The following is a 22,989-nucleotide window of genomic DNA, read 5'->3' on the forward strand; positions in this document are numbered from 1 at the left end:
GCATGCGCGGCAAGAACGCTACGGAACGGGTGCCGGCGGATGCGGGCGGAATTGCGCGGGCGGCGCGAATCCTCAACGAGGGCGGGCTGGTCGCGGTTCCGACCGAGACGGTCTACGGGCTTGCGGCCCGCGCCGACAGCGCCGCAGCGGTGGGGAGGATCTATGCGGCTAAGGGGCGGCCGAGTTTCAATCCGCTGATCGTCCATGTGCGGGGGATTGCGGCGGCGCAGCGGCTGGCCGAGTTCGATGCTACCTCTACTGCCCTGGCCGAACGGTACTGGCCCGGGCCGCTGACGCTGGTCTGCCCGCTGCGCGGCGATGCCGGGCTGGCTCCTGCGGTGACCGCCGGCCTGCCCACCGTGGCGCTGCGCCAGCCGGCGCATCCGGCAATGGCCGCGCTGCTCGATGCGGTCGAGTTTCCGCTCGCGGCCCCCTCGGCCAACCGCAGCGGTTTCGTCAGCCCGACCAGCGCGGATCACGTGCTGGCAACGCTCGACGGCCGGATCGATCTCGTGCTCGACGGCGGCGACTGCGCGCAGGGGCTGGAGTCGACCATCATCGCCGTCCGCACCGACGGCCGGATCGAGACGCTGCGCGCCGGCCCGATCGCGGTCCCGGGTGCAGCGCCGCTCGGAGCGACGCTCGGTGTCGAGGCACCGGGGCAGACGCTCAGCCATTACGCGCCCGGAAAGCCGGTCAGGCTCGAGGCGGTGGCGCGCGAAGAGGGCGAATATCTGATCGGCTTCGGGCGCACCGCGGGCGATTGCAACCTGTCCGACCGCGGCGATCTGGTCGAAGCGGCGTCGCGCCTCTATGCCTGCCTTCACCTGGGAGCGAAGGCTCCGCAGCCGCGCATCGCGGTGGCGGCGGTTCCCGGCGAAGGGCTCGGTCTTGCAATCAACGACCGCCTGCGCCGTGCGGCGACGCCCGCCTAGACGGGCCCGCGGTCAGTCGTCCTTCGGCCGATAGGGGATGGTCGGGATGATCTGCTGCATTTCGGCATAGGTGTCGCGCGCATCGTCGCAGGCGCGGCGGTTGCCATCCTCGCAGGCGTCGAGCTGCTTCTCGTAATCGCGCTCGAGCTTGCCCAGCCGCTCTTCCTGGCGGCGGATTTCGCGCCCGCGGTTCTCGTCGCTTTCGGACTGGCTGGTGGTCGCCAGATCGACCCCCTTGCTGACGGCCCGGATCGGAGCGGTGGCGACATCGAATGCGGTTTTGGCGAGGCAACCGCCCAGGGCGGCGGGCAACAGGCAGACAAGCAGGAGGCGGCGAGGAATCATGGCGAACATCCTTTCGCCCGCTCCCTAGCCGCTTCCGCTTGCCCCGTCGTCCGTTGTCTGCGTCAGTTCTCTTCCTGCGACCAATCCTCGGTTCCCGCCAAGGGCTCCGCGCGCGTCGCGGGGTCGCTCGGAGCCTCGCGGCAATTGAGCTTGCCCGAGCCGACCGCATTGATGGTGCAGGTCGCGCGTCCGATCACCGTTACCTCGCCCGAGCCGAGGATATTGGCTTCGACCTTCCCATCCGACGCGAACTCGGCCGCACCCGATCCGGCAATGTTCACATCCGCGCTGCCAACTGCCAGATCGCCCATGTCCGAGCGGCCCGAGCCGACGATCGACAGGTCGAGTACGTCGGCGCTGCCGCTGGCCTCGTAGGCGCCCGATCCGGCCACGGTCATGGAGAAGTTGGTCGCCTGCACCTGTGCGGTGCGCACCGTACCCGAGCCCGCAATGGTGACATCGGCATCGCCGCTCAGCGAGGCGGCCTCGACGGTTCCCGAGCCGGCCAGCACGATCGAGCTGAGCGAGGGCATGGTGACGCGCACGGTCGCGCGTCCGTCGACATTGCGCAGATCCTTCTGGCGCATCACGCCGAGCGTCCCGTCGTCGATGGTGAAGCGCATCGCCTCGACCGCTTCGGAATCGCCGGTGACCGCAATATCGAGCACGGGACCTTGGGAAACGATCAGCGTGTCGGGGCTGGCCAGAACCACGCCGGTAGGCGCCTCGCCGCTGGTGTCGAGTTCGGCCAGCGGCACACCGTCGCCATCGCCGAAATTGATTTCCGCGCCGTTGCAGCCGGAGACGACGGTCCCCATTGCCATCGCCACGACCGGCGCTACCCGCTTGAGAAATCTGTGTAACATGAAAACCTCCTGCTGCGGTGCTCATCGCACCGGTGTGGATCGGCAGCCCGTATTGCCGATATAATACAGCAGGAGAGCGGGTTCAAGCCCGGACGGTTCCGCCGCTGCTCGCAAGCAGCGGGCATAAAAAAGGGGCCACCCGCGAAGGTGGCCCCCCTTTTTCTCGAGACATCGAAAAGCCGGCGTTAAGCCTCTTCGTCGGTGCCGTAATATTGCGGCGCGTGCTCGCGCAGAACCTCGAGGATCTTCTCGAGCGCCGCAGGTTCGTCGGTCTTTTCCATCGCCGCGAGTTCGCGGGCGAGGCGGCTCGAGGCGGCTTCGAAGATCTGCCGTTCGGAATAGCTCTGCTCGGGCTGGTCCTCGGGGCGGAACAGGTCGCGCGTCACCTCGGCGATCGACACCAGGTCGCCCGAATTGATCTTGGCCTCGTATTCCTGCGCCCGGCGGCTCCACATGGTCCGCTTGACCTTGGGCTTGGCCTTGAGCGTCTCCATCGCTTCCTTGAGCGTCTTGTCGCTCGACAGCTTGCGCATGCCGATCGATTCGACCTTGTTCACCGGAACGCGCAGCGTCATGCGTTCCTTCTCGAAGCGCAGCACATAGAGTTCGAGCTGCATCCCGGCGATTTCCTCGCTCTGCAACTCGATCACACGGCCCACGCCGTGCTTGGGGTAGACAACGTAGTCGCCAACGTCGAAGACATCATCGGCTTTGCTAGCCATGCTACAGATCCTTTCATCCCGGGCAGGTGGATCCGGGGAAAGCGATATCGCGAAAACGGCTCTCGCTGCGGCTTCGACGAACCGCAGACCTGAACCGTGAAACGACGCTTTTGGGGGTGTCCTGCCCTTTCGGTGTTACGCACCTGGCGGGAGCATGCCGCCAGGGTTGTTGCATTATATAGCACATCGTTCGCAATATTGCGAGTCCGTGTAATCCTGCGGTCGGGCGGCTTTGCTAGGAAGCTATCCTGTTGCGGACCGCGGCGAATTCGGCACCCAGCAACAGGAAGAAGGCGCTGAGATAGAACCAGGTGATCAAGACGATCACCCCGCCGAGCGAGCCGTAAGTCGCATTGTAGCTGGCGAAATTCGCCGCATAGATCCCGAACCCGGCAGTGGCGGCGATCCACAGGAGCGCGAACAGCGCCGCTGCAGGCCAGATCGCCTGCCATTCCGGGCCGGGCTTGTTCGGTCCGACGCGATACAGCAGGCCGGCACCCAGCGTCGCGAAGCCGAACAGCACGACCAGACCGATCACGGCGCCCGCGGGCCCGGGGATCGCGCTCACGGCAGCCACCACGCCGCCCATGATCGCCAGGCCGACCACCGCTCCCACGGTGATCGCGACGGCGATCAGATTGCCCCGCAGGAAACTGCGCGCGCTGTCGGCGTGGAAGGCGATGTTGAGCCCGGTCATGACCGCGCGCGCGCCATTGCGCGCGCCGAACAGCGCAATCCCGAGCGCGACCAGCAGGCTGAGAATTTTGCCTGTCTCGCCATCCTCGCTCATCCGGCGCAATTGCTCGCCGATGATATCGGCGGCTGAAGCCGGCAGGTTTTGCGCCAGCAAGGCGATATGATTCGAAACGGTCCCGGGATCGGCAATGAGGCCATAGCCGAGCACGGTGACCGCCAGCAGCGGCACCAGCGCCAGCAGCACGTAATAGGCGATCCCGGCGGCGATGATGCCGATGTTGTCGTCGCTACCCGCCGCCCACGCGGCTTTGATATGGTCGAAATAGGAGGCCATCGGCAAAGTTCGGATCAGTCGCCCTCGCCCGGTTCGGGGGTGAAGTACTTCTCGAACTTGCCTTCCTCGCCCTTGTGCTCGTCGGCATCCTCGGGGGGCGCCTTCTGGCTGGTGATGTTGGGCCAGTCGGCGGAAAACTTGGTGTTGAGTTCGAGCCATTGCTCGAGCCCGCCCTCGGTGTCGGGCAGGATCGCCTCGGCCGGGCATTCGGGTTCGCACACGCCGCAATCGATGCATTCGCTGGGATTGATCACCAGCATCGTCTCGCCCTCGTAGAAACAATCCACCGGGCAGACCTCGACGCAATCGGTGTATTTGCATTTGATGCAGGCGTCGGTGACGACGTAGGTCATGGGTCGGCGTGTCCTCGTGGCGATAGTGTCTGTGCCGCTGCTAGGTCGGTTTGGCCGTGCGGGTCAAGCATCCGGTAGCAGGCTCGCGCCTCCGCGGGCGGGCCGCGGCGGGTCGGCAGGGCGAGCAGTTCGACCAGCCGCACCTGGCTGCCCAGCGCAATGGTGAGCACGTCGCCCGGCGCCATGGGCTGGCTCGCGCGCGAAATCCGCTCGCCATTGCGGCGCAAGTGTCCGCTGGCGACGATCCCCGCGGCGAGGCTGCGCGAACGCGCAAAACGAAGGAAATAGAGCAGCCGGTCGACGCGCATCAGCGCATGAGTTTGGCCAGCTCGGCAAAGGCATTGCCTTCGACCGGCTGCGCGGGCGGGGCGCGCTCGGGCTGCCGCCGCGTCGGGCGCCAGCTCCAGCGATGGGGCCGCGGCGGCCCGAAGGCGCCCTCGGCCAGCGGGCGCGCGTGCTCGACCCGGAAACCGGCCTGTCCTAGCAGCCGCTCGGCATTGGCCTGTTCCAGCCCGATCGAAATCGGCAGCGCCAGATCGAGCACGAATTTGCCGCGGCGCTCGGTCCCTTGCGCCTTGGCGCGGGTCTCGTGCGCGGCGCGGAAGATCTTCTCGGCCAGATCGACGCGGATCGCCTGGCTCCCGGCGGGGCGATAGCCCGCAGGCAGCCGGCGCGTGCCGGCGATCACCGGCAGCATCGCGGCTTCGAGCGGACGCCGGTCGAGATCGAGCGCCGCGAGCAATTGGCGCGGGGCGGGCTTGAGCAGCGCGAGTGCAAAGACGTCGAGCGCCCCGAAGGTCACCCCGATCCGGCGCAGGAAGGGGCGCATCTCCTTGGGAAGATGCTCGATCCCCGCCTGCTCGCGGCTGACGAAGCCGTGCCCGGCGATGAGATTGAGCAGCAACGCCCGTGCCTCTGAGCCCGCCCCGGGATCGCGCGCCGCTTCCTGCAGTTTCGCCAGCGGTGCCAGCACCGCCAGTCTGGCGTCGAGCCAGGCTTCGAGCGACGCGATCAGCACCGCGCGGCTGGACGGCGGCAAAGCGGCGAGCTCGCGCGAGGGTTCGAGCACGGGGCGGACCGACCCGTCGCGCATCGCCAGCGTGGCAAGCACCTGCTCGCCCCAGCGCAGCGCGCCGCGGGAGAGCGTCACCGGGCTCGGCTCGCCCGCCGCCGACCCACCGGGCGCGAGCTCCTTCGCCAGCGCCTCGGCGCGCTCGCCCAGCAGCCGCGGCAGCGCCTTTTCGGCGGCGGCGAGCAGCATCTTGCGATCGGCGTGTCCGGCGGCGTGATCGACGGTGAAGCGCAGGCCCTCGAGCCGGCCGATCGGCTCCTCCTCGACCCGCACGGTGCCGTCGGCATCGATCGCGATCGGGAGCATTGCGGGATCTTCTCCCAGGGATTTCATCAGCAGTGCGGTCCTTCGGTTTACAAATCGTTCGGTCAGGCGGGCGTGCAGCGCATCGGAAAGGCGGGCTTCGACCGCGCGGGCGCGGGCGGCCATCTCGTCGCGCGCCAGCACCCAGTCGGGCCGCTGGCAGATATAGGCCCAGCTGCGAATCGCGGCGATGCGGCCCTGCAGCGTATCGATGTCGCCCGCCATATTGTCGAGTTCGGAGATGCGCGCCGCGACATAGTCGGCGCCCAGATAGCCGCCGCGCAGGTCTTCCCACAACCGCGCCACGAAACGCGCGTGGACATCGGGCCCGCGCTGGCGGAAATCGGGCAGCGAGCAGGCTTCCCAGAACCGCCGCACCTGGCCGGCACCGCGGATCGAAGCGGCCAGCGGTTCGTCGGCCAGCCGTTTGAGCGTGGCGAGATCGATCGCTTCGGGGGCGAGCCGCAGCGCCTCGTGCGCGGGCGGGGTCTCGAGATCGGCTATCAGCGTCGGAATCGAATCGAAGCGCGGCTCGGGCTCGCGCCAGAACAGCTTGGTCAGCGGGGCGAAGCGGTGCTCCTCGATCGCATAGACCTCTTCCTCGGTGAATTCGGGCGAGGGTCCGCCGCCCACGCCGCCGCCCAGAGTGCCGAAAGTCCCGTCGCGCTGGTGCCGCCCGGCGCGCCCGGCGATCTGCGCCATCTCCGCCGGGAGCAGCCGCCGGGTCCGGACTCCGTCGAATTTGGTCAGCCCGGCGAAGGCGACATGGGTGACATCGAGGTTGAGCCCCATCCCGATCGCATCGGTGGCGACGATGTAATCGACCTCGCCGTTCTGGAACAGCGCGACCTGCTTGTTGCGCGTCTCGGGGCTGAGCGCGCCCATCACCACCGCCGCGCCGCCGCGAAACCGGCGCAGCATTTCGGCCACCGCATAGACCTGCTCCGAACTGAAGGCGACGATGGCGCTGCGCCGGGGGAGCCGCGAGAGCTTGCGCGGCCCGATGTGCTTGAGCGTGGAGAAGCGCGGCCGCTGGGTGATCTCGGCCTCGGGGACCAGTTGGCGGACCAGCGGCGCGAGCGTCGCCGCGCCCAGCAGCATGGTCTCCTCGCGGCCGCGGGCGTTGAGCAGCCGGTCGGTGAACAGATGGCCGCGCTCGCGGTCGGCGGAAAGCTGCGCCTCGTCGAGCGCCACGAAGGCGCGGTTGCCGCCGTCGCGCGGCATCGCCTCGACGGTGCAGCACAGATATTTCGCATTGGCCGGCTCGATCCGCTGCTCGCCGGTGATCAGCGCGACATTGGCCTCGCCCTTGAGCGCGCAGACCCGGTCGTAGACCTCGCGCGCCAGCAGCCGCAGCGGAAAGCCGATCGCCCCGCTCGAATGACCGCACATTCGCTCGATCGCCAGATGGGTCTTGCCGGTGTTGGTGGGTCCGAGGACCGCCGTGATCGCATGATCAGCCACATATGCGTGATGGCAGCGGAGAGGCCCCGCGACAACCATTCAGCGCCCGCCTGCCGCACCTTGTCGCCCAAGGGACTCGGATCGCCGCAATTTAAACGGGCCTTAACTTTAATCCGCCAGGAAACTCGGCCAAGGCTGCGCGCGCGATGAAACGCGCAAAGGGTCGGGCCGCGCATCCCCATGATGCAGCGGCCGAAGCGGAGGTATCTCGCGTGTACACGTCCCCCGAGGACCAGGACCGGCACGGCTCCGGCTCCGGCGTCGGCTCCGGCGTCGGCTCCGGCGTCGACAATGGCTCGGTCGACAATGGCTCGAATAGCTCGGGCGGCAGGGCGCTGCCCGCGGCGCGGCTGGGGCACGACCAGATCGTTCGGGTGTTCGGGGGCAAGCCGGTGGATCCGAGCCCGGTCTTGCCGGCAGAGGGTTCTCGTCCTGCGCGAACCGCGGGGTTCGAACTGGCGCGGGATCTGAGCTGCGATATCGGCAGCCGCCGCTGGTTCGCGGGGCTGGGAACCTTCGTCGCGCTGACCGCGGCCGCGCTTGCTTTCTGGCCCGGCTATGCCCCGCTCGAGGCCGCGCCGCCGACGCGGATCGAGACCGCCAATATCGACGAATACCGCAGCCACATGATCATGCCGCTGGCGCTGGGCAGCGACACCGGCCGCCGGATGGGCGCCACCGCGCTGGTCCGCCCGCTCGCCGCGGCACCCGAACGCCCGCAGCTCCAGCTGGTGGCGACGCTGGCGCGCGGCGACAGTTTCGACCGGACGCTGCTGCGCGCCGGGGTGGGCCGCGAGGATGCCGCCAGAGTGGCGGCGCTGGTGAGCGACGCCATGGCGATCGACGAGATCGAGCCGGGCACCAAGATCGACATCACGCTGGGCCGCCGCAGCAGCGCGGATGCGCCGCGGCCGCTCGACCACCTCCAGTTCCGCGCCCGCTTCGACCTCGAACTGGCGCTTACCCGGCCGGGACCGGGCAGCGCCCTGTCGCTCGAACGCAAGGTGATCCGCGTCGACGACACCCCGCTGCGTATCCGCGGACGCGTCGGCAGCAGCCTCTACCGCTCGGCGCGCGCTGCGGGCGCGCCCGCCAGCGCGGTGCAGGCCTATCTCAAGGCGCTCGGCGATCATGTCGACATGGACCGCGAGATCGCCGCCGACGACACGTTCGACCTGATCGTCGCGCACCGCCGCGCCGCCACCGGCGAGCGTCAGGCCGGGCAATTGCTGTTCGCCGGGCTCGAAAGCGGCGACAAGCCGCGCGCGCAATTGATGCGCTGGGGCGAGAAGGGGGCCTTCTTCGAGGCCTCCGGCGTGGGCGAACAGCGCAGCGGGCTGGTCGCGCCGGTGCCCGGGCCGATGAGCTCGAGCTACGGCATGCGCCGCCACCCGATCCTGGGCTATCGCCGGATGCATTCGGGGGTCGACTTCCGCGCCCGCCACGGCACCCCGATCGTCGCGGTGACCGATGGCCGCGTGACCGGCGCCGGCCGGATGGGCGGCTGCGGCAATGCGGTCCGCCTGCGGCATGGGGGCGGCCTCGACACGCGCTATTGCCACATGAGCCGGATCGCGGTGCAGAACGGGCAGAGCGTGCGGCGCGGGCAGGTGATCGGCTATGTCGGCTCGACCGGGCTCTCGACCGGGCCGCATCTGCATTACGAAATGTACCGCAGCGGGCGCTCGATCAATCCTGCGGGCGTGTCCTTCGTGACCCGCGCGCAGCTCAGCGGCAGCGAGCTGCGCGAATTCCGCGCCACGCTTGCCCGGCTCAAGACGGTCGAAGCGGGGGCCGCGCTAGCCGAACTCGACCAGACCGAGGCGGAGAGCGCGGCGCGCGAGCCGCAGCGCGAGATCGACCGGCTCGACCCCCAGCGAGCCCAGCCGACCTCCTGACCCCGCCGCGCGCCAGCCGCCGCGCTCCATTGCACCGGGGGGGCGATTGCGGCACAGATCGCCGCATGGACGCCAGCTATCCCCACACCCGCCTGCGCCGCACCCGATCGAGCGGCTGGAGCCGCGCGCTGCACCGCGAGAACCGTCTCGCCCCGAGCGATCTGGTTTGGCCGCTGTTCGTCACCGGGGGCAAGGGGGTGGAAGAACCCATCGCCAGCCTGCCCGGCGTGTCGCGCTGGTCGATCGACGGGATCGCGGAACGCGCGAAGGAAGCGATCGCACTCGGCATTCCCTGCATCGCGCTGTTCCCCAACACGCCGGGCGAGTGCCGCAGCGACGGCGGCGAGGAAGCGTTCAACCCCGACAATCTCATGTGCCGCGCGATCAAATCGGTCCGCGACGCCTGCGGATCGGATATCGGGATCCTCACCGATGTCGCGCTCGACCCCTACACCAGCCACGGCCAGGACGGGCTGCTCGACGCGAACGGCTATGTGACCAATGACGACACGGTGGCGGTGCTGGTCGACCAGGCGCTGAACCAGGCTGCTGCGGGAGCGGACATCGTCGCCCCGTCCGACATGATGGACGGCCGCGTCCGCGCGATCCGCATGGCGTTGGAGATGGCCGGGCACCACAACGTCCAGATCATGTCCTATGCCGCCAAATACGCGTCGGCCTTCTACGGTCCGTTCCGCGATGCGGTCGGCTCGGGTGGGCTGCTGAAGGGCGACAAGAAGAGCTACCAGATGGACCCGGCCAACGCCGAAGAGGCGCTGCGCGAGGTTGCGCTCGATATCGCCGAAGGGGCCGACAGCGTGATGGTCAAGCCCGGCCTGGCCTATCTCGACGTGATCTGGCGGGTGAAGGAGCGGTTCGGCGTGCCCGTGTTCGCCTATCAGGTAAGCGGCGAATACGCGCTGATCGAAGCGGGTGCGGCGGCCGGCGTCGGCGACCGCGACGCGCTGATGATGGAGAAGCTGATCGCGTTCAAACGCGCCGGCTGTACCGGCATCCTGACTTATCATGCAGCCACTGCGGCACGCCTGCTCAATGGCTGACGAGCAGGGCGAGACCGTTGCCGAAACCGAGCGGCTGATCCTGCGCGACTGGCGCGATGGCGATTGGGCGCCGTTCTGGACGGGAACCAACACGCCAGCAGTCATGCGCTGGCTGGGCGGGGTTGCGGATGCCGAGAAGCGCGCGGGCGCGCAGGAGCGGCTGCTGTCCTATCGCAGCGAGCATGGTCACACCTTCTGGGTGGTCGAGCGCAAGGGCGATGGCGCGCTGCTCGGCTTCTGCGGGCTGAAGCGCAGCAATCAGGCCGGCGGGCCGATCGGCGCGATGGAAGTCGGCTGGCGCCTGCGCGAGGATGCCTGGGGGCAGGGCTATGCCCGGGAAGCGGCCACCGCCGCGCTCGACCTCGCTTTCGGCCGGTTCGGCGCACAGGAGGTCATCGCGCTGACGGTCGCCGGAAACGGGGCGAGCTGGGGCCTGATGGAGCGGCTCGGGATGGCCCGGCGCGAAGATCTCGATTTCGACAACGCCGAATTCGATCCCGAAACCGGGCGGATCATCGTCTATTCGATTGCGAAGGATGTCTGGCAGGCGGGGCGGATCGGCACCCTTGCCTGACATCGTGCTGGAGACCGCACGGCTGGTGCTGCGCACGATCGCCGAGAGCGATGCAGCCGAGCAGGCGCGGGTGCTCAACACCCCCGCCGTGATGCGTCATCTCGGCGGTCCGAAGGAATTGCACGAGATCGAGGCGCGTCATGCCAAGGCCATGGCGCTGCATGCGCAGGAGGGCTTCTCCTTCCTCATGGCGATCGAGAAGGAAACCGGCGAACTCGTCGGCCATTGCGGGCTGAAACGGGTCGATGCCGAAGACGCGAAGAACCCGGGCGATCTGGAGATCGGCTGGCTCGTGCGGGAGGATCGCTGGCGCCGCGGCTATGCGCGCGAAGCGGTCGAGGCGGTGATCGACTGGGCCTTCACCCGGCACGGCGCCTCCCATGTCGTGGCGCTGACCAGCCTCGCCAACGAACCGAGCTGGCGGTTGATGGAAAGGCTCGGCATGCGGCGGCGCGAGGACCTCGACTTCGCGGACCCGCGCTTTGCGCCCGAGGACAATCCCACGATCCTCTATGACCTGACCCGCGAGGAATGGTGCGCCCGCGCATGAGCGACACGGCGAGTGCACCGCCTCGCGCGCGCACTGCGCGGCTGCTCTTCGTCGCCACGATCCTGGCGGGAAGCTTCCTGTTGTTCCTGGTCCAGCCGCTGGTGGCGCGGATGGCGCTGCCGCGGCTGGGCGGCGCGCCCGCGGTGTGGAACAGCGCGATGCTGGTCTATCAGGCGCTGCTGCTGGGCGGCTACGCCTATGCCCATGCGATCGGGCGCTGGCCGATCGCGCGTCAGGCTACCGTGCACCTGGGCCTGCTGGTGCTTGCCGGACTGACGCTGCCGATCGCGCTGGCCGATCTGCCCGCGCCGAGCCCCGGGTTCGAGCCGCTGTGGGTCCCGCTATTGTTCCTGCTGACCATCGGTCCGGTGTTCTTCGTCGTTTCCGCGCAGGCGCCGCTGATGCAGCGCTGGTATGCGGCCGATTCCGGCGCGGGCGATCCCTACTGGCTCTATGCCGCCTCCAATCTGGGCAGCTTCACCGGCCTGCTCGCCTATCCGCTGCTGTTCGAACCCAATCTGTCGCTCGGCGCCCAGAGCTGGGTCTGGAGCCTTGGCTATGGCGTGCTGATCCTGCTGGTCGCCGCCGCCGCAGCGGCGCGCTGGCGGGCGGAGGGCGAGGGTGCACCCCTCGCGCCCGCCGCCGCAGAACCGATCGGCTGGCGGCGCACGTTGCTGTGGCTGGCGCTGGCGGCGGTGCCGTCGGGGCTGATGCTCTCGGCGACCACGCATCTCACCACCGATATCGTCGCCATGCCGCTGCTGTGGGTCATCCCGCTCGGGCTCTACCTGCTCAGCTTCGTCTTCGCCTTCAACGCGCGCAGCGCGCTGGGCCATACGCTGGCGCGCGTGGCCCCGGTGGTGCTGCTGCTGGCGGGCGGGATGGCGATGGTCAGCCAGGGCTCGGGCGGTCTCGCCACCGCCTTCGCCACGGTGCTGATGCTGTTCGTGGTCGCGGTCGCGCTGCACCGCCGGCTCTACGACGACCGGCCTTCGCCCGCGCGGCTGACCTATTTTTACCTGATCATGAGCGCGGGCGGCGCGCTCGGCGGGTTGTTCACCGCGCTGCTCGCCCCGGTGATCTTCGACTGGGTGTGGGAACATCCCATCCTCGTGCTCGCCGCTGCGGCGCTGCTCCCCAATCGGCCGCTGGTCGCCTGGATGGACCGGCTCGGGCTCGACCGCGCCGGGCGCCGGATTTCGATTCTTGTGCTGCTGATCCTCGCCACGGGCCTGTCGGGGCTGCTCTACCGCTGGCTGGTCGAACAGAACGACGCGCTGGTGCTGCTCGGGATGCTCGGCATCGCCTGGTGCGGGATCCTGCTGCTCGGCCATCGATGGGCGGTGGTGGCGGTGCTGGCGATGCTGATGCTCGGGCGCGGTGGCTATCAGACGCTTTGGGCGTCGATCGAGGGCACGCGCGAGCGCAGCTATTTCGGCATCTACACCGTCCGCGATCAGGACTATGCCGGCCTGCGCGAGCTGACCCACGGCACCACGCTCCACGGGCTGCAGTTCACCGACCCTGCCGAGCGGCGCGAGCCGACGACCTATTACGGCCGCGATTCGGGCGTCGGCGCGGCGCTGGGCGTCCTGCCGCAATTGGCCGGCCCCGAGGCGCGCGTGGGGGTGGTCGGGCTCGGGGTCGGAACGCTGGCCTGCTATCGCCAGCCCGGCCAGGCGTGGGACTTCTTCGAGATCGACCCCGCGGTCGTCGATTTCTCGCGCGGCGAGGACGGATTCACCTTCCTGCGCGAATGCACCCCCGACGCGCCGATCCACATCGGCGATGCGCGGCTGGTGCTCGAGACCTTGCCCGACGCACGTTTCGATGCGCTGGTGATCGATGCCTTCAGCTCCGACGCGATCCCGCTGCATCTCGTCACCAGCGAAGCCTTCGGCGTCTATCGCCGCAAGCTCGCCGAGGACGGTCTGCTGCTTATGCATATCTCCAACCGCTTCATCGACCTGCGTCCGGTGGTCGCCGCGCTGGCGGAGGAACATGGCATGACGGCAATCCTGCGCTCGGATCTGGACAAGCTCGGGCCCGGGATCAGCCCCTCGATCTGGGTGGTGATGTCGCCCGACGCCGGCCGGATCGCGAGGCTGATCGCCGTGCGGCGCGATCTTGAATGGGAGCGCCTGCCCGCTCCGGCACAGAGCTTGTGGACCGACGATTTCGCGTCCATCCTGCCTTTCATCCAATGGCAGAGCATCCTGGGAAAATGACATGAGCATCCACCGCCCCGGCGTCCGCATCGTGCCCATCCACGGCAAGACCCCGAAGATCCACGAGAGCGTCTTCATCGCGCCGGGCTGCACCATCATCGGCGATGTCGAGATCGGCGAGGGCAGCTCGATCTGGTACAATTGCGTGCTGCGCGCCGACGTCTTCACCATTCGGATCGGCGAGCGGACCAATGTCCAGGACGGCAGCGTGCTGCATTGCGACCCGCCGCGTCCCGGCGATCCCGAGGGCTCGCCGCTCGAGATCGGCAGCGATGTGCTGATCGGCCATATGGCGATGTGCCATGGCTGCGTGATCGAGGATCGCGGCTTCGTGGGCCTTGGCGCCATCGCGATGAACAAATCGGTGATCGGCAGCGACGCCATGCTGGCAGCGGGCGCGATGCTGACCGAGGGCAAGGTGATGGAACCGCGCTCGCTCTGGGCGGGGCGCCCGGCCAAGCCGATGAAGGAACTCACCGACGCCGCGATCATGGGAATGCGCGCCGGGGTGATGCATTACGCCGAGAACGCGAAACATCACGCCGAGGCCTTGGCGAATTCGCCGACCTGACGAGGCGGGCTCCCTGGGAGCGCCGCTCAACCCTCGATAAGCGGGCTTCCTCGCTCGATCCGGAAGGCTGCACCGCATAGCACCACGGCTGCGGCAAACGCCGTCGCCGCGGCAATCCGCGGTTCGTGGGAGGACAACCATCCGCCCAGCGCCGCGCCTGCGGCCAGGGTTGCCCATAGCATTCCGTAACCGCGCGTGGCCGGCCGCCCCTCCCCGGCCAGGCGCGCCGCCATCCCCTGCCCGAATTTGACCAGCGCACCCGTCATGTAGGTGACGCCGACAGTGACCTCCCCGCCGCGCGAAAAAACGTTGTTGGCGAGTCCCATCGCGATGGCGGCGAGGGTGAGGAACGGCCATTCGCGGCCCGCCCAGAGGCTTGCGGCGGCAAGCCCGAGCATCGCCGCGACCAGCCCCAGCAGAGCCCGCTTATGCCAGCCGCGCGCTCGCCGGAGAACGAGCGCGCCGCCGATTACTCCAATGAGAAAGCACCCGATCAACGCCAGCGGCACGGCGGCCATCGCCGGCGCGGAGGCAAGGTCCACGCCTAGCCGGGTCGTGTTGCCCGACATGAAGGAGGTGAAATAGCCCCCCGCCACCACGAAACCGGTGGCATCGACCAGCCCGGCCAGACCGGCAAGGCCGATGGCCAGTCGCTGGCGCGCGGGATCGTAGCGGTGCATCGGCCGATCATGCGCCCCGCGCCGGGAAACTCAATCCCTGATCAGCGCCTCCAGCGCCGCGATCCGGTCGGCCTCGTGCGCGGGCTTGTCCCAGCGGATGCGGTGGATCCGCGGGAAGCGCATCGCGAGCCCCGATTTGTGGCGCTTGCTCGCATGGACGCTGTCGAAGGCGACCTCGAAGACGAGGCTCTTGTCGGTCTCGCGCACCGGCCCGAAGCGGTTGACCGTGTTGCTGCGGACGTGGCGGTCGAGCTTCTTCAATTCCTCGTCGGTGAAACCCGAATAGGCCTTGCCGACCGGGAGCAGTTCGGCGCCGCCATCCGGGTCGCCCGCCCAGCAGCCGAAGGTGTAGTCCGAATAGAAGCTCGAGCGCTTGCCGCTGCCGCGCTGGGCATACATCAGCACGCAATCGACCAGCAGCGGGTCGCGCTTCCACTTGTACCACAGCCCGGTACGCCGGCCGGCGATATAGGGGCTGTCGCGGCGCTTGAGCATCAGCCCCTCGATCGCCTCCTCGCGGCTGGTCTCGCGGATCTGCGCCAGATGGTCGAAATCCGTAGCCTCGACGACCTTGCTCAGATCGAAATGGCTGGCGGGGAGCCGCGGCATCAGCGCCTCGAGCCGCGCGCGGCGTTCGCTCCAGGGCAGCGGCCGCCAGTCCTCGCCCTCGACCAGCAGCGCGTCGTAGAGCCGCACGAAAGCGGGCGCCTCGGCGAGCATTGTCTTGCTCACCGTCTTGCGACCGAGCCGCTGCTGGAGCGCGTTGAAACTCGCCGCGCCGCCCTGCGTCCGCTCGTTCTGCTCGCCGCCCTGCGCCGATCCGCGCACCAGCAGTTCGCCATCGAGCACCGCGGCGAAGGGCAGCGCATCGAGCAGCTCGGGGAAGGTGGCGGAGATATCGTCGCCCGAGCGCGAGAACAGGCGCGTCTGGGCGTCGTCGCCCTGGCCCGCGCGCACCAATTGCACGCGGATACCGTCCCATTTCCACTCGGCGGCGTAGTCTTCGAGATCGACGGTGCCGTCCTCGAGCGGATGCGCGAGCATGAAGGGCCGGAAGGTGGGCAGATTGGCGATATCGGGGGCGGGCTCGCCCTGCGCGGCCCAGGCGAACAGCTCGCCATAGGGCGCGTGGAGCCCGTGCCAATATTCCTCGACCTCGTCGATCGGCACTTCGAAAGCCTGCGCGAAAGCGGTCTTGGCGAGCCGGCTCGAAATCCCGATCCGCATCCCCCCGGTGGCGAGCTTGAGCAGCGCGTAGCGCCCATCGGCGTCGAGCCGGTCGAGCAGCCGCGGCAGCTCGGTGAGCACGCTCTTGCGGTTCATCGCGGTGAGCAGTTCGACCGCCTCGCTGACGCCGGGAGGCGAGGGTGCCGCCTCGGAAGCAGGCCACAGCAGGCTGGCGGTCTCGGCGGTGTCGCCGACGAAATCGCGGCTCAGCGTCCACAGCACCGGATCGACGCGTTCTTTCAGCAGCGTGCGGATCGTGCCCGATTTGACCGCGGGGAAATCGAGCCCGTCGGCCAGCGCCGCCAGCGCCCAGCCGCGATCGGGATCGGGGGTGGCGCGCAGATAGTCCGCGATCAGCCGCAGCTTCACGTTGCGGCTGCGGGTGTAGACCAGCGCGTCGATCAGGGCGGCGAAGGCTTCCATCAGGACTTCGGCGTCCAGCGGGTGGGATCTTTGCCCTCGGACACGGCGGCGCATATGCGCGCTATGCGCGCTGCGCGTGTCTCTGGTCTCTTTGCCGCCAGCAGACCTTCGAGCACCCGGCGCCTTGTGGCGAGCGAAAGACCACTCCAGGCTTCCTGCAATCCGGCCCGCTTCACCGCCAACGCCAGATCCGGCGGAGCCTCTCCGGATTCGGTATCCATCAGTCGCTCCCACGATCCATCGGCGCGCGCCTCGGTCACAGCCGCGGTGCCGGAGGGATGCATCAACTCCGCCTGCTCCAGCCACGCCACGCGCTCGCGGTTGGCCCGCGACCAGTTGCTGCCAGCTTTGCGCGGCGAAATCAGCAGCATGGTTCGCCGTGCATCGAGCGCGCGCGGCAAGCTATCGATCCAGCCAAAGCGGAGCAATTCGCAGACAATGTCATCATAGGCGAAATAGTGGGGCTCTCCCTTGCGGGCGGTGACCAGCCACACCGATTGCTTTTGCCGGTGATGTGCCTCGAGCCATGATGCCAGCGCAGCGCGGTCGGAGACTTCGATCCGGTCAAGTTCGTCCAGCCTTCTAGTCATCCTCGTCCTCATACCCGACCAGCGCCAGCGCGCGGGCTCGGCGCTGGTGGAGCTGGCACCAGCGCAGCAGCGCATCCTCGCGGCCGTGGGTGATCCAGTTCTCCTGCGCATCGACCTCCTCGATGGTGCGGGTCAGCTCGCCCCAGTCTGCATGGTCGGAGATCACCAGCGGCAGCTCGACATTGCGCTGCCGGGCGCGCTGGCGCACCCGCATCCAGCCTGACGCCATGGCGGTAATCGGTTCGGGCAGGCGGCGGCTCCAGCGGTCGTTGAGCGCCGAGGGCGGGGAGATGACGATGCTGCCGCGCATCTCGTCCTTGGTGTGATCCGCGACCAACCGCAGCTCGCCCAGCGCCACGCCGTGTTCCTCGTAGAGCCGGCACATCCGCTCCATCGCGCCGTGGAGATAGATCGGCTCGTGATGCCCCGCGGCGCGCAGCTCGGCGATCACCCGCTGCGCCTTGCCCAGCGCATAGGCACCGACCAGGACGCAAGCGTCGGGGTGCGCGGCGAGCCGGCCCAGCAGCTTGCGCATTTCCTCTGCGATCGGCGGATGGCAGAACACCGGCAGGCCGAAGGTCGCCTCGGTGATGAAGATGTCGCATTTGGTGACTTCGAAGGGCGGGCAGGTCGGATCGGCGCGGCGCTTGTAGTCGCCGGTCACCACCACCCGCTCGCCCGCATGCTCGAGCAGGATCTGCGCGCTGCCCAGCACATGGCCCGCAGGGATATAGGTCGCGTCGACCCCGCCTGGCAGCCGGATCGTCTCGCCATATTCGACCGGGGTCGCCCCTTCGCGGGTGTTGTAGCGCAGATCCATGATCGCTAGCGTCGCGGGGGTGGCGACGGTTTGGCCGTGACCGCCGCGCGCGTGATCGGCGTGACCATGCGTCACCAGCGCACGGTCGACCGCTCGCGAGGGATCGATCCAGCAATCCGCAGGGCCGACATGGATCCCGTGCGGTTCGGGCCGGATCCAGGAAAAGGGCGCTGCCATCCCCTAGTCAAATCCGGGGAGGGGCGAGCGTTCCCGGGCAGCCTCCGACAAGCCCGCTATTCGGGCGCGGCGCGGAAGCGGTGCAGCAGCTGCTTCAGCCCCGGTTTCTGTCCCTGCGCCAGCAGGCTGGCGCGGAACAGGCGGCCCAGGAACACGATCTCGAGCGCAATGAAACCGGCAAGCAACACGCCCGCGCCGACGATCTCCCACATCTCGATGCCTGCACCCAGCCGCGCCAGCACCGTGAAGGGCGTCCATATCGGAATCCAGGTCAGAACCTGCACCATCAGCCCAGTCTGGCCCAGCACGATCGCCTGGATCAGGAAGGTGATCGGCAGCAGGATCGCGAGCAGGATCGGCATCAGATAGCCTTGCGCCTCGCTCATCGAATCCGCCAGCGCGCCGATGGCGACGAACAGGATCGAGATCGCGATATATCCGGCGACGAAGAAATAGATCATCGCCAGGATGATCCCGGGCGAGGTCAGCGGCGCGAGCGCGGGGCGGATCATATCGGCGATCGCGCCATGGGTCGCAAAAGCCGCCACCGCGGCGCAGCCGACCCAGACGAGGATCATCGAAAAGCCGACCGCGAGTGCACCCAGCAGTTTGCCATACATCAGCTCCTCGGGGCGGATGCAGGCGAGCAGCGATTCGAGCAACTTGTTCGAGCGCTCCTCGACCGACCCCTGCAGCATCCAGCTGCCCGACAGCATCAGGCTCATCATCAGGATATAGGCCAGCGCCAGCGGCACGATCGAGCGGATCAGCAGCGCCTCGCGCGCGCCGCCGCCGGGCGGCGGAGTGCTCACCGCGATCGCCGGTGCGGCGGACTGGATCGCCGTCGCCTCCTGCGGCGAGAGGCCGCGCTGCGTGAGCAGCCGCTGGCGCAGATCGCCGGTCAGGACATCCTGCAGCACGGTGACGAATCCGGTCGAGGGCTGCTCGTTGGACCACAGCCGGATGGTGGGATCGGCGGGATAGCCCTCCCCGATCATCACCACCGTCGCCACCTCTTCCTCGCCTTCGGAATCGAGCAGCGCATCGACCCGCTCGTCGAGCTGCTCGTCACCGGCCGAGACCAGCGTCTCGGGCGCTTCGGGGAATTCATATTGCGGTGTCGGCACCTCGAAGCTCGCAATTTCCTCCGGCTTGACCGCGTCGAGCTTGGCGATCGCCGCATCGATCCCGCCCTGCGCGCGGAAGGTTGCGACATCGGCGGCGGTGTACCAGCGATCGTGCTGCGTCCAGGGCGCCTGCGGATCGGCCCGTTCGAGTTCGTGACGGCGGACGTAGCGCGACAGTGCGCTCAGCCGGTAGCGGTCTTCCTCGAACTCGAAGCGGTCGACGATCGCCTCGCGCGCGGCTCCGCCCGAACGGTCGAGCACCACCACGCGGGTCGCCTCGTCGTCGTCGAGCGCCTGACCGACGATCGGCCCCAGCGCCAGCGCGATCGGGAGCAGCATCAGCGTGAGCCAGAAGCTCTTCATGGCGGCGATCTGGCGGAACTCGCGCGCCGCCACGAGCATGATGTTCGAGCGGTTCATGGCCTTACCTCCGCATTGCCGACAAGCGAGACGAAGACATCGTGGAGATTGGCGCGGTGTTCCTCGAAGCGGCGCAGCGGCACGCCGGTGCTGGTGCAGCGCTCCAGAACCTCGCCGACCTCGGTTTCCGGTGCCAGCGTGATCGCCCATTCGTGCCAGCCCGCACCGAGGTCCTCGACCGGTTCGGCATGGCTTACGCCCGCCACCGCGGCGATGCTCTGCGGCGCCACCGCGGTGATCCGCGCGGGCAGCGTGGCGCGCGCCTCGTCGATCGTGCCCTCGAAGCGCTTGTGCCCTTTGCGCAGCAGCAACAGCCGGTCGCACAAGCGCTCGGCGTGCTGCATGACATGGGTGGAGAAGATCACCGCCGCGCCGCGCTCGGAGGCGCGCAGGATCTCGTCCTCGAGCAGCCCCTGATTGACCGGGTCGAGCCCCGAGAAGGGCTCGTCGAGCATCAGCAGCTGCGGGCGGTTGACCAGCGCGGTGGCGAGCTGGACCTTTTGTGCCATGCCCTTCGACATATCGGAAATCTTGGCGGTGGCGCGGTCGGCGAGATCGAAGCGGGCGAGCAGTTCGAGCCCGTGGCTGCGCCCCTCGGCCGGAGACATTCCCTTGAGCCGCGCGAAATAGACGATCGTGTCGATCGCGCTCATATGGCCGTAAAGCCCGCGTTCCTCGGGCAGAAAGCCGATCGCGGCGGTGTTGCGCTTGTCGGGCGGGCTGCCGAACACCGAAATCCGCCCCGAGCTGGGGCGGATGATGTCGAGCACCATCCGCAGCGTGGTGGTCTTGCCCGCGCCATTGCCGCCGAGGAATCCGAAGATTTCCCCCGGCTGGACCGCAAAGCTCAGATCGTCGACCGCAAGCACATCGCCGAAGCGTTTCGTCAGTCTCTCGACCTCGAGTATCGGCATATCGGCAATTCCCCCTTCGATCCGGACGATATGCCCGGCAAGGGAGTGCGACGGCAAGGCTTTCCTCTGCCGAAGGGGTGCGAAGGCCGACAAACCGCCTTCGGCACCCTCTGGCTCAGACCTCGCTGTCGTCCGTGCTTTCGCTCGTCGCGGCGTCGGGCTTGTCGTCACCCGGCTTCTTGGCCGCTTTCTTGCCCGCGGCAGGCTTGCGCTTGGCCTTGGGCGGGGCGGGAGTCAGCTCGAACGACGGCTTGTCGTCCTTGACGCTGACATGCACCTCGCCGCCATCGGCCAGCTTGCCGAACAGCAGTTCCTCGGCCAGCGGCTGCTTGATCCGGTCCTGGATCAGCCGGCTCATCGGGCGGGCACCATAGAGGCGGTCGTAGCCCTTGTCGCCGAGCCACTCGCGCGCCGCCTTGTCGAACTGGATATCGACATTCTGCTCGGTGAGCTGCAGCTCGAGCTGGAGGATGAATTTGTCGACCACCCGGCCGACGGTGTCCTTGCCGAGATAGCCGAACGGCACGATCGCATCGAGCCGGTTGCGGAATTCCGGCGTGAACATCCGCTTCACCGCTTCCTCGCTCGCGTCTTCCTTGCTGACATTGCCGAAGCCGATGCCCTGGCTCGCCATGTCGGCGGCGCCGGCATTGGTGGTCATGACCAGCACGACGTTGCGGAAATCGACCGTCTTGCCGTGGTGATCGGTCAGCCGGCCGTTGTCCATCACCTGCAGCAGGATGTTGAACAGGTCGGGGTGGGCCTTCTCGATCTCGTCGAGCAGCAGCACGCAATGCGGGTTCTGGTCGATCGCATCGGTCAGCAGACCGCCCTGATCGTAGCCGACATAGCCCGGAGGCGCGCCGATCAGCCGCGAGACGCTGTGGCGCTCCATATATTCGGACATGTCGAAGCGCTTGAGCTCGATCCCCATGATGCTGGCGAGCTGGCGCGCGACTTCGGTCTTGCCGACCCCGGTGGGGCCCGAGAACAGGAAGCTGCCGATCGGCTTGTCGGGATCGCGAAGACCCGCGCGGCTGAGCTTCATTGCGGTCGCGAGCTTCTTGACCGCCGGATCCTGCCCGAAGACGACATGCTTGAGATCGCGTTCGAGGTTCTCGAGCGCACGCTTGTCGTCCGAGCTGACCGATTTGGGCGGAATCCGCGCCATGGTCGCGATCACCGCCTCGATCTCCTTGGAGGTGATCTTCTTCTTGCGGCGGCTGGGCGGCACCAGCATCTGCATCGCGCCGACCTCGTCGATCACGTCGATCGCCTTGTCGGGCAGCTTGCGGTCGTTGATGTAACGCGCCGAGAGCTCGACCGCAGTCTTGATGGCATCCGGCGTGTATTTGACCTTGTGGTGATCCTCGAAAGCGCTGCGCAAGCCCTTGAGGATCTTGATCGTGTCCTCGACCGTGGGCTCGTTGACGTCGATCTTCTGGAACCGCCGCAACAGCGCGCGATCCTTCTCGAAATGGTTGCGGAATTCCTTGTAGGTGGTCGAACCGATGCAACGGATCGTCCCGCCCGACAGCGCCGGCTTGAGCAGATTGGACGCATCCATCGCCCCGCCGCTGGTCGCACCGGCACCGATCACCGTATGTATTTCATCAATGAACAGGATCGCCTCGGGCATTTCCTCGAGCTCGGACACGACCTGCTTGAGCCGCTCCTCGAAATCGCCGCGATAGCGCGTGCCCGCCAGCAGCGCGCCCATGTCGAGGGAATAGATCACCGCCTCGAGCAGGACATCGGGCACTTCGCCCTCGACGATCTTGCGCGCCAGGCCTTCGGCGATCGCGGTCTTGCCCACGCCGGGATCGCCGACATAGAGCGGGTTGTTCTTGCTGCGGCGGCACAGGATCTGGATCGTCCGGTCGACTTCGGGCCCGCGGCCGATCAGCGGATCGACCTTGCCGTTCTCCGCCTTCTTGTTGAGATTGACCGTGAACTGGTCGAGCGCGGTTTCCTTCTTGTTGCCTTCCTTGGCCGTATCCTCGCCGCCGCGCGCCTCGTCGGTTCCCTTGGGCGAACCCGCCTCGATCTGCTTGCCGCCCTTGCCGATCCCGTGGCTGATGAAGCTCACCGCATCGAGCCGGCTCATGTCCTGCTGCTGGAGGAAATAGACCGCATAGCTGTCACGTTCGGAAAACAGCGCGACCAGCACATTGGCGCCGGTGACGGTGTCTTTGCCCGAGGACTGAACGTGCAGGATCGCACGCTGGACCACGCGCTGGAACCCGGCGGTGGGCTGCGGATCGGCCTCGTCGTCGGATTTGAGCGACTGGTATTCCTGATCGAGGTACTGCCGCACCGCCGCGCCGAGTTCGGTGATCTCGACGCCGCAGGCCAGCATCACCTGTTTGGCGTCCTCGTCCTCGACCAGCGCCAGCAGCAGATGTTCGAGCGTGGCGTATTCATGCCGCCTCTCGGAGGCGTCGGCGAGCGCCTGGTGGAGAGTCTTTTCGAGATTTTGCGCAAAGCTGGGCATTCGATTTCTTTCGCTGATCTCGGAGCGCTGCAGGACCGGCGCCGCGAGAGGGGCAAAGGCCTAGGCCGGCAAATCCGGCCGCGGCTGTATCACGATAGCGAATATGGGGAATTTTGCGGCAAATTTGAGTCCCCCCATGACGGTT

General features: G+C 67.9%; 21 protein-coding genes. 7 read left to right on the forward strand and 14 right to left on the reverse strand.

What is annotated here, in order from left to right:
• Positions 1–2 precede the first annotated feature (2 nt).
• Entirely contained in the window at positions 3–935 is a 933-nt protein-coding gene (locus ACQ5J0_RS06160) for an L-threonylcarbamoyladenylate synthase (RefSeq protein ID WP_462569659.1), read from the forward strand.
• A gap of 12 nt (positions 936–947) precedes the next feature.
• Here ACQ5J0_RS06160 and ACQ5J0_RS06165 read toward each other — a convergent pair whose 3' ends face one another.
• The 7 genes from ACQ5J0_RS06165 to ACQ5J0_RS06195 all read right to left on the reverse strand — a co-directional run bounded on the left by ACQ5J0_RS06165 (position 948) and on the right by ACQ5J0_RS06195 (position 7,129).
• Positions 948–1,280: a hypothetical protein gene (locus ACQ5J0_RS06165; protein ID WP_462569660.1), complete on the reverse strand. Its 333-nt coding sequence runs from the start codon at positions 1,278–1,280 to the stop codon at positions 948–950.
• Between the two features lie 62 nt (positions 1,281–1,342).
• Positions 1,343–2,146 carry a head GIN domain-containing protein gene (locus ACQ5J0_RS06170; RefSeq protein WP_462569661.1) on the reverse strand — a complete coding sequence of 268 codons (804 nt, stop codon included), beginning with the start codon at positions 2,144–2,146 and terminating at the stop codon, positions 1,343–1,345.
• A 185-nt stretch (positions 2,147–2,331) separates the two neighbouring features.
• The gene (locus tag ACQ5J0_RS06175; RefSeq protein WP_305928204.1) at positions 2,332–2,868 is read right to left on the reverse strand and encodes a CarD family transcriptional regulator; all 537 of its coding nucleotides are present in this window, start codon (positions 2,866–2,868) and stop codon (positions 2,332–2,334) included.
• A gap of 235 nt (positions 2,869–3,103) precedes the next feature.
• Complete coding sequence (locus tag ACQ5J0_RS06180; RefSeq protein WP_462569663.1) at positions 3,104–3,898, reverse strand: YihY/virulence factor BrkB family protein; 795 nt, start codon at positions 3,896–3,898, stop codon at positions 3,104–3,106.
• A 14-nt stretch (positions 3,899–3,912) separates the two neighbouring features.
• Positions 3,913–4,251: a ferredoxin FdxA gene (gene fdxA, locus ACQ5J0_RS06185; RefSeq protein ID WP_305928202.1), complete on the reverse strand. Its 339-nt coding sequence runs from the start codon at positions 4,249–4,251 to the stop codon at positions 3,913–3,915.
• Positions 4,248–4,559 carry an RNA-binding S4 domain-containing protein gene (locus ACQ5J0_RS06190; protein WP_462569665.1) on the reverse strand — a complete coding sequence of 104 codons (312 nt, stop codon included), beginning with the start codon at positions 4,557–4,559 and terminating at the stop codon, positions 4,248–4,250. The genes fdxA and ACQ5J0_RS06190 overlap by 4 nt, the downstream gene beginning before the upstream one ends.
• Positions 4,559–7,129: a helicase-related protein gene (locus ACQ5J0_RS06195; RefSeq protein WP_462569667.1), complete on the reverse strand. Its 2,571-nt coding sequence runs from the start codon at positions 7,127–7,129 to the stop codon at positions 4,559–4,561. The genes ACQ5J0_RS06190 and ACQ5J0_RS06195 overlap by 1 nt, the downstream gene beginning before the upstream one ends.
• A 173-nt stretch (positions 7,130–7,302) precedes the next feature.
• Here ACQ5J0_RS06195 and ACQ5J0_RS06200 point away from each other — a divergent pair, with 173 nt between their 5' ends.
• The 6 genes from ACQ5J0_RS06200 to ACQ5J0_RS06225 all read left to right on the forward strand — a co-directional run bounded on the left by ACQ5J0_RS06200 (position 7,303) and on the right by ACQ5J0_RS06225 (position 13,972).
• The gene (locus tag ACQ5J0_RS06200) at positions 7,303–8,988 is read left to right on the forward strand and encodes a peptidoglycan DD-metalloendopeptidase family protein (protein WP_462569669.1); all 1,686 of its coding nucleotides are present in this window, start codon (positions 7,303–7,305) and stop codon (positions 8,986–8,988) included.
• A gap of 65 nt (positions 8,989–9,053) precedes the next feature.
• On the forward strand, positions 9,054–10,049 hold the full coding sequence (gene hemB / locus ACQ5J0_RS06205) for a porphobilinogen synthase (protein ID WP_462569671.1): 996 nt from the start codon (positions 9,054–9,056) through the stop codon (positions 10,047–10,049).
• On the forward strand, positions 10,042–10,623 hold the full coding sequence (locus ACQ5J0_RS06210) for a GNAT family N-acetyltransferase (protein WP_462569673.1): 582 nt from the start codon (positions 10,042–10,044) through the stop codon (positions 10,621–10,623). Before hemB ends, ACQ5J0_RS06210 begins: the two co-directional genes overlap by 8 nt.
• Positions 10,616–11,173, forward strand: a complete 558-nt coding sequence (locus ACQ5J0_RS06215) for a GNAT family N-acetyltransferase (RefSeq protein ID WP_462569675.1) — start codon at positions 10,616–10,618, stop codon at positions 11,171–11,173. Before ACQ5J0_RS06210 ends, ACQ5J0_RS06215 begins: the two co-directional genes overlap by 8 nt.
• On the forward strand, positions 11,170–13,401 hold the full coding sequence (locus tag ACQ5J0_RS06220) for a spermidine synthase (RefSeq protein ID WP_462569677.1): 2,232 nt from the start codon (positions 11,170–11,172) through the stop codon (positions 13,399–13,401). The genes ACQ5J0_RS06215 and ACQ5J0_RS06220 overlap by 4 nt, the downstream gene beginning before the upstream one ends.
• 1 nt (position 13,402) lies before the next feature.
• Positions 13,403–13,972: a gamma carbonic anhydrase family protein gene (locus tag ACQ5J0_RS06225; protein ID WP_462569679.1), complete on the forward strand. Its 570-nt coding sequence runs from the start codon at positions 13,403–13,405 to the stop codon at positions 13,970–13,972.
• Between the two features lie 26 nt (positions 13,973–13,998).
• On the opposite strand, the gene ACQ5J0_RS06230 is transcribed toward ACQ5J0_RS06225, so the two are convergent.
• From ACQ5J0_RS06230 to clpA, 7 genes are read right to left on the reverse strand one after another with little or no spacing between them, the layout of a single operon-like run.
• Positions 13,999–14,652, reverse strand: coding sequence for a YoaK family protein (locus tag ACQ5J0_RS06230; protein WP_462569680.1), 654 nt, complete (start codon positions 14,650–14,652; stop codon positions 13,999–14,001).
• Between the two features lie 30 nt (positions 14,653–14,682).
• A complete protein-coding gene (locus tag ACQ5J0_RS06235) occupies positions 14,683–16,302 on the reverse strand; it encodes a cisplatin damage response ATP-dependent DNA ligase (protein WP_462569682.1) in 1,620 nt (539 codons plus the stop codon).
• Positions 16,302–16,892 (reverse strand): YdeI/OmpD-associated family protein, encoded by a 591-nt coding sequence (locus ACQ5J0_RS06240; protein ID WP_462569684.1) that lies wholly within the window; start codon positions 16,890–16,892, stop codon positions 16,302–16,304. Before ACQ5J0_RS06240 ends, ACQ5J0_RS06235 begins: the two co-directional genes overlap by 1 nt.
• Positions 16,885–17,889 (reverse strand): ligase-associated DNA damage response exonuclease, encoded by a 1,005-nt coding sequence (locus ACQ5J0_RS06245; RefSeq protein ID WP_462569686.1) that lies wholly within the window; start codon positions 17,887–17,889, stop codon positions 16,885–16,887. The genes ACQ5J0_RS06240 and ACQ5J0_RS06245 overlap by 8 nt, the downstream gene beginning before the upstream one ends.
• Before the next feature lie 56 nt (positions 17,890–17,945).
• A complete protein-coding gene (locus ACQ5J0_RS06250) occupies positions 17,946–19,436 on the reverse strand; it encodes an ABC transporter permease (RefSeq protein ID WP_462569688.1) in 1,491 nt (496 codons plus the stop codon).
• Positions 19,433–20,407, reverse strand: coding sequence for an ABC transporter ATP-binding protein (locus tag ACQ5J0_RS06255; protein WP_462569690.1), 975 nt, complete (start codon positions 20,405–20,407; stop codon positions 19,433–19,435). The genes ACQ5J0_RS06250 and ACQ5J0_RS06255 overlap by 4 nt, the downstream gene beginning before the upstream one ends.
• A gap of 58 nt (positions 20,408–20,465) precedes the next feature.
• Complete coding sequence (clpA, locus tag ACQ5J0_RS06260) at positions 20,466–22,844, reverse strand: ATP-dependent Clp protease ATP-binding subunit ClpA (RefSeq protein WP_462569692.1); 2,379 nt, start codon at positions 22,842–22,844, stop codon at positions 20,466–20,468.
• Between the last annotated feature and the right edge of the window lie 145 nt (positions 22,845–22,989).

The sequence above is a fragment of the Qipengyuania sp. SM2512 genome, from assembly GCF_054954005.1.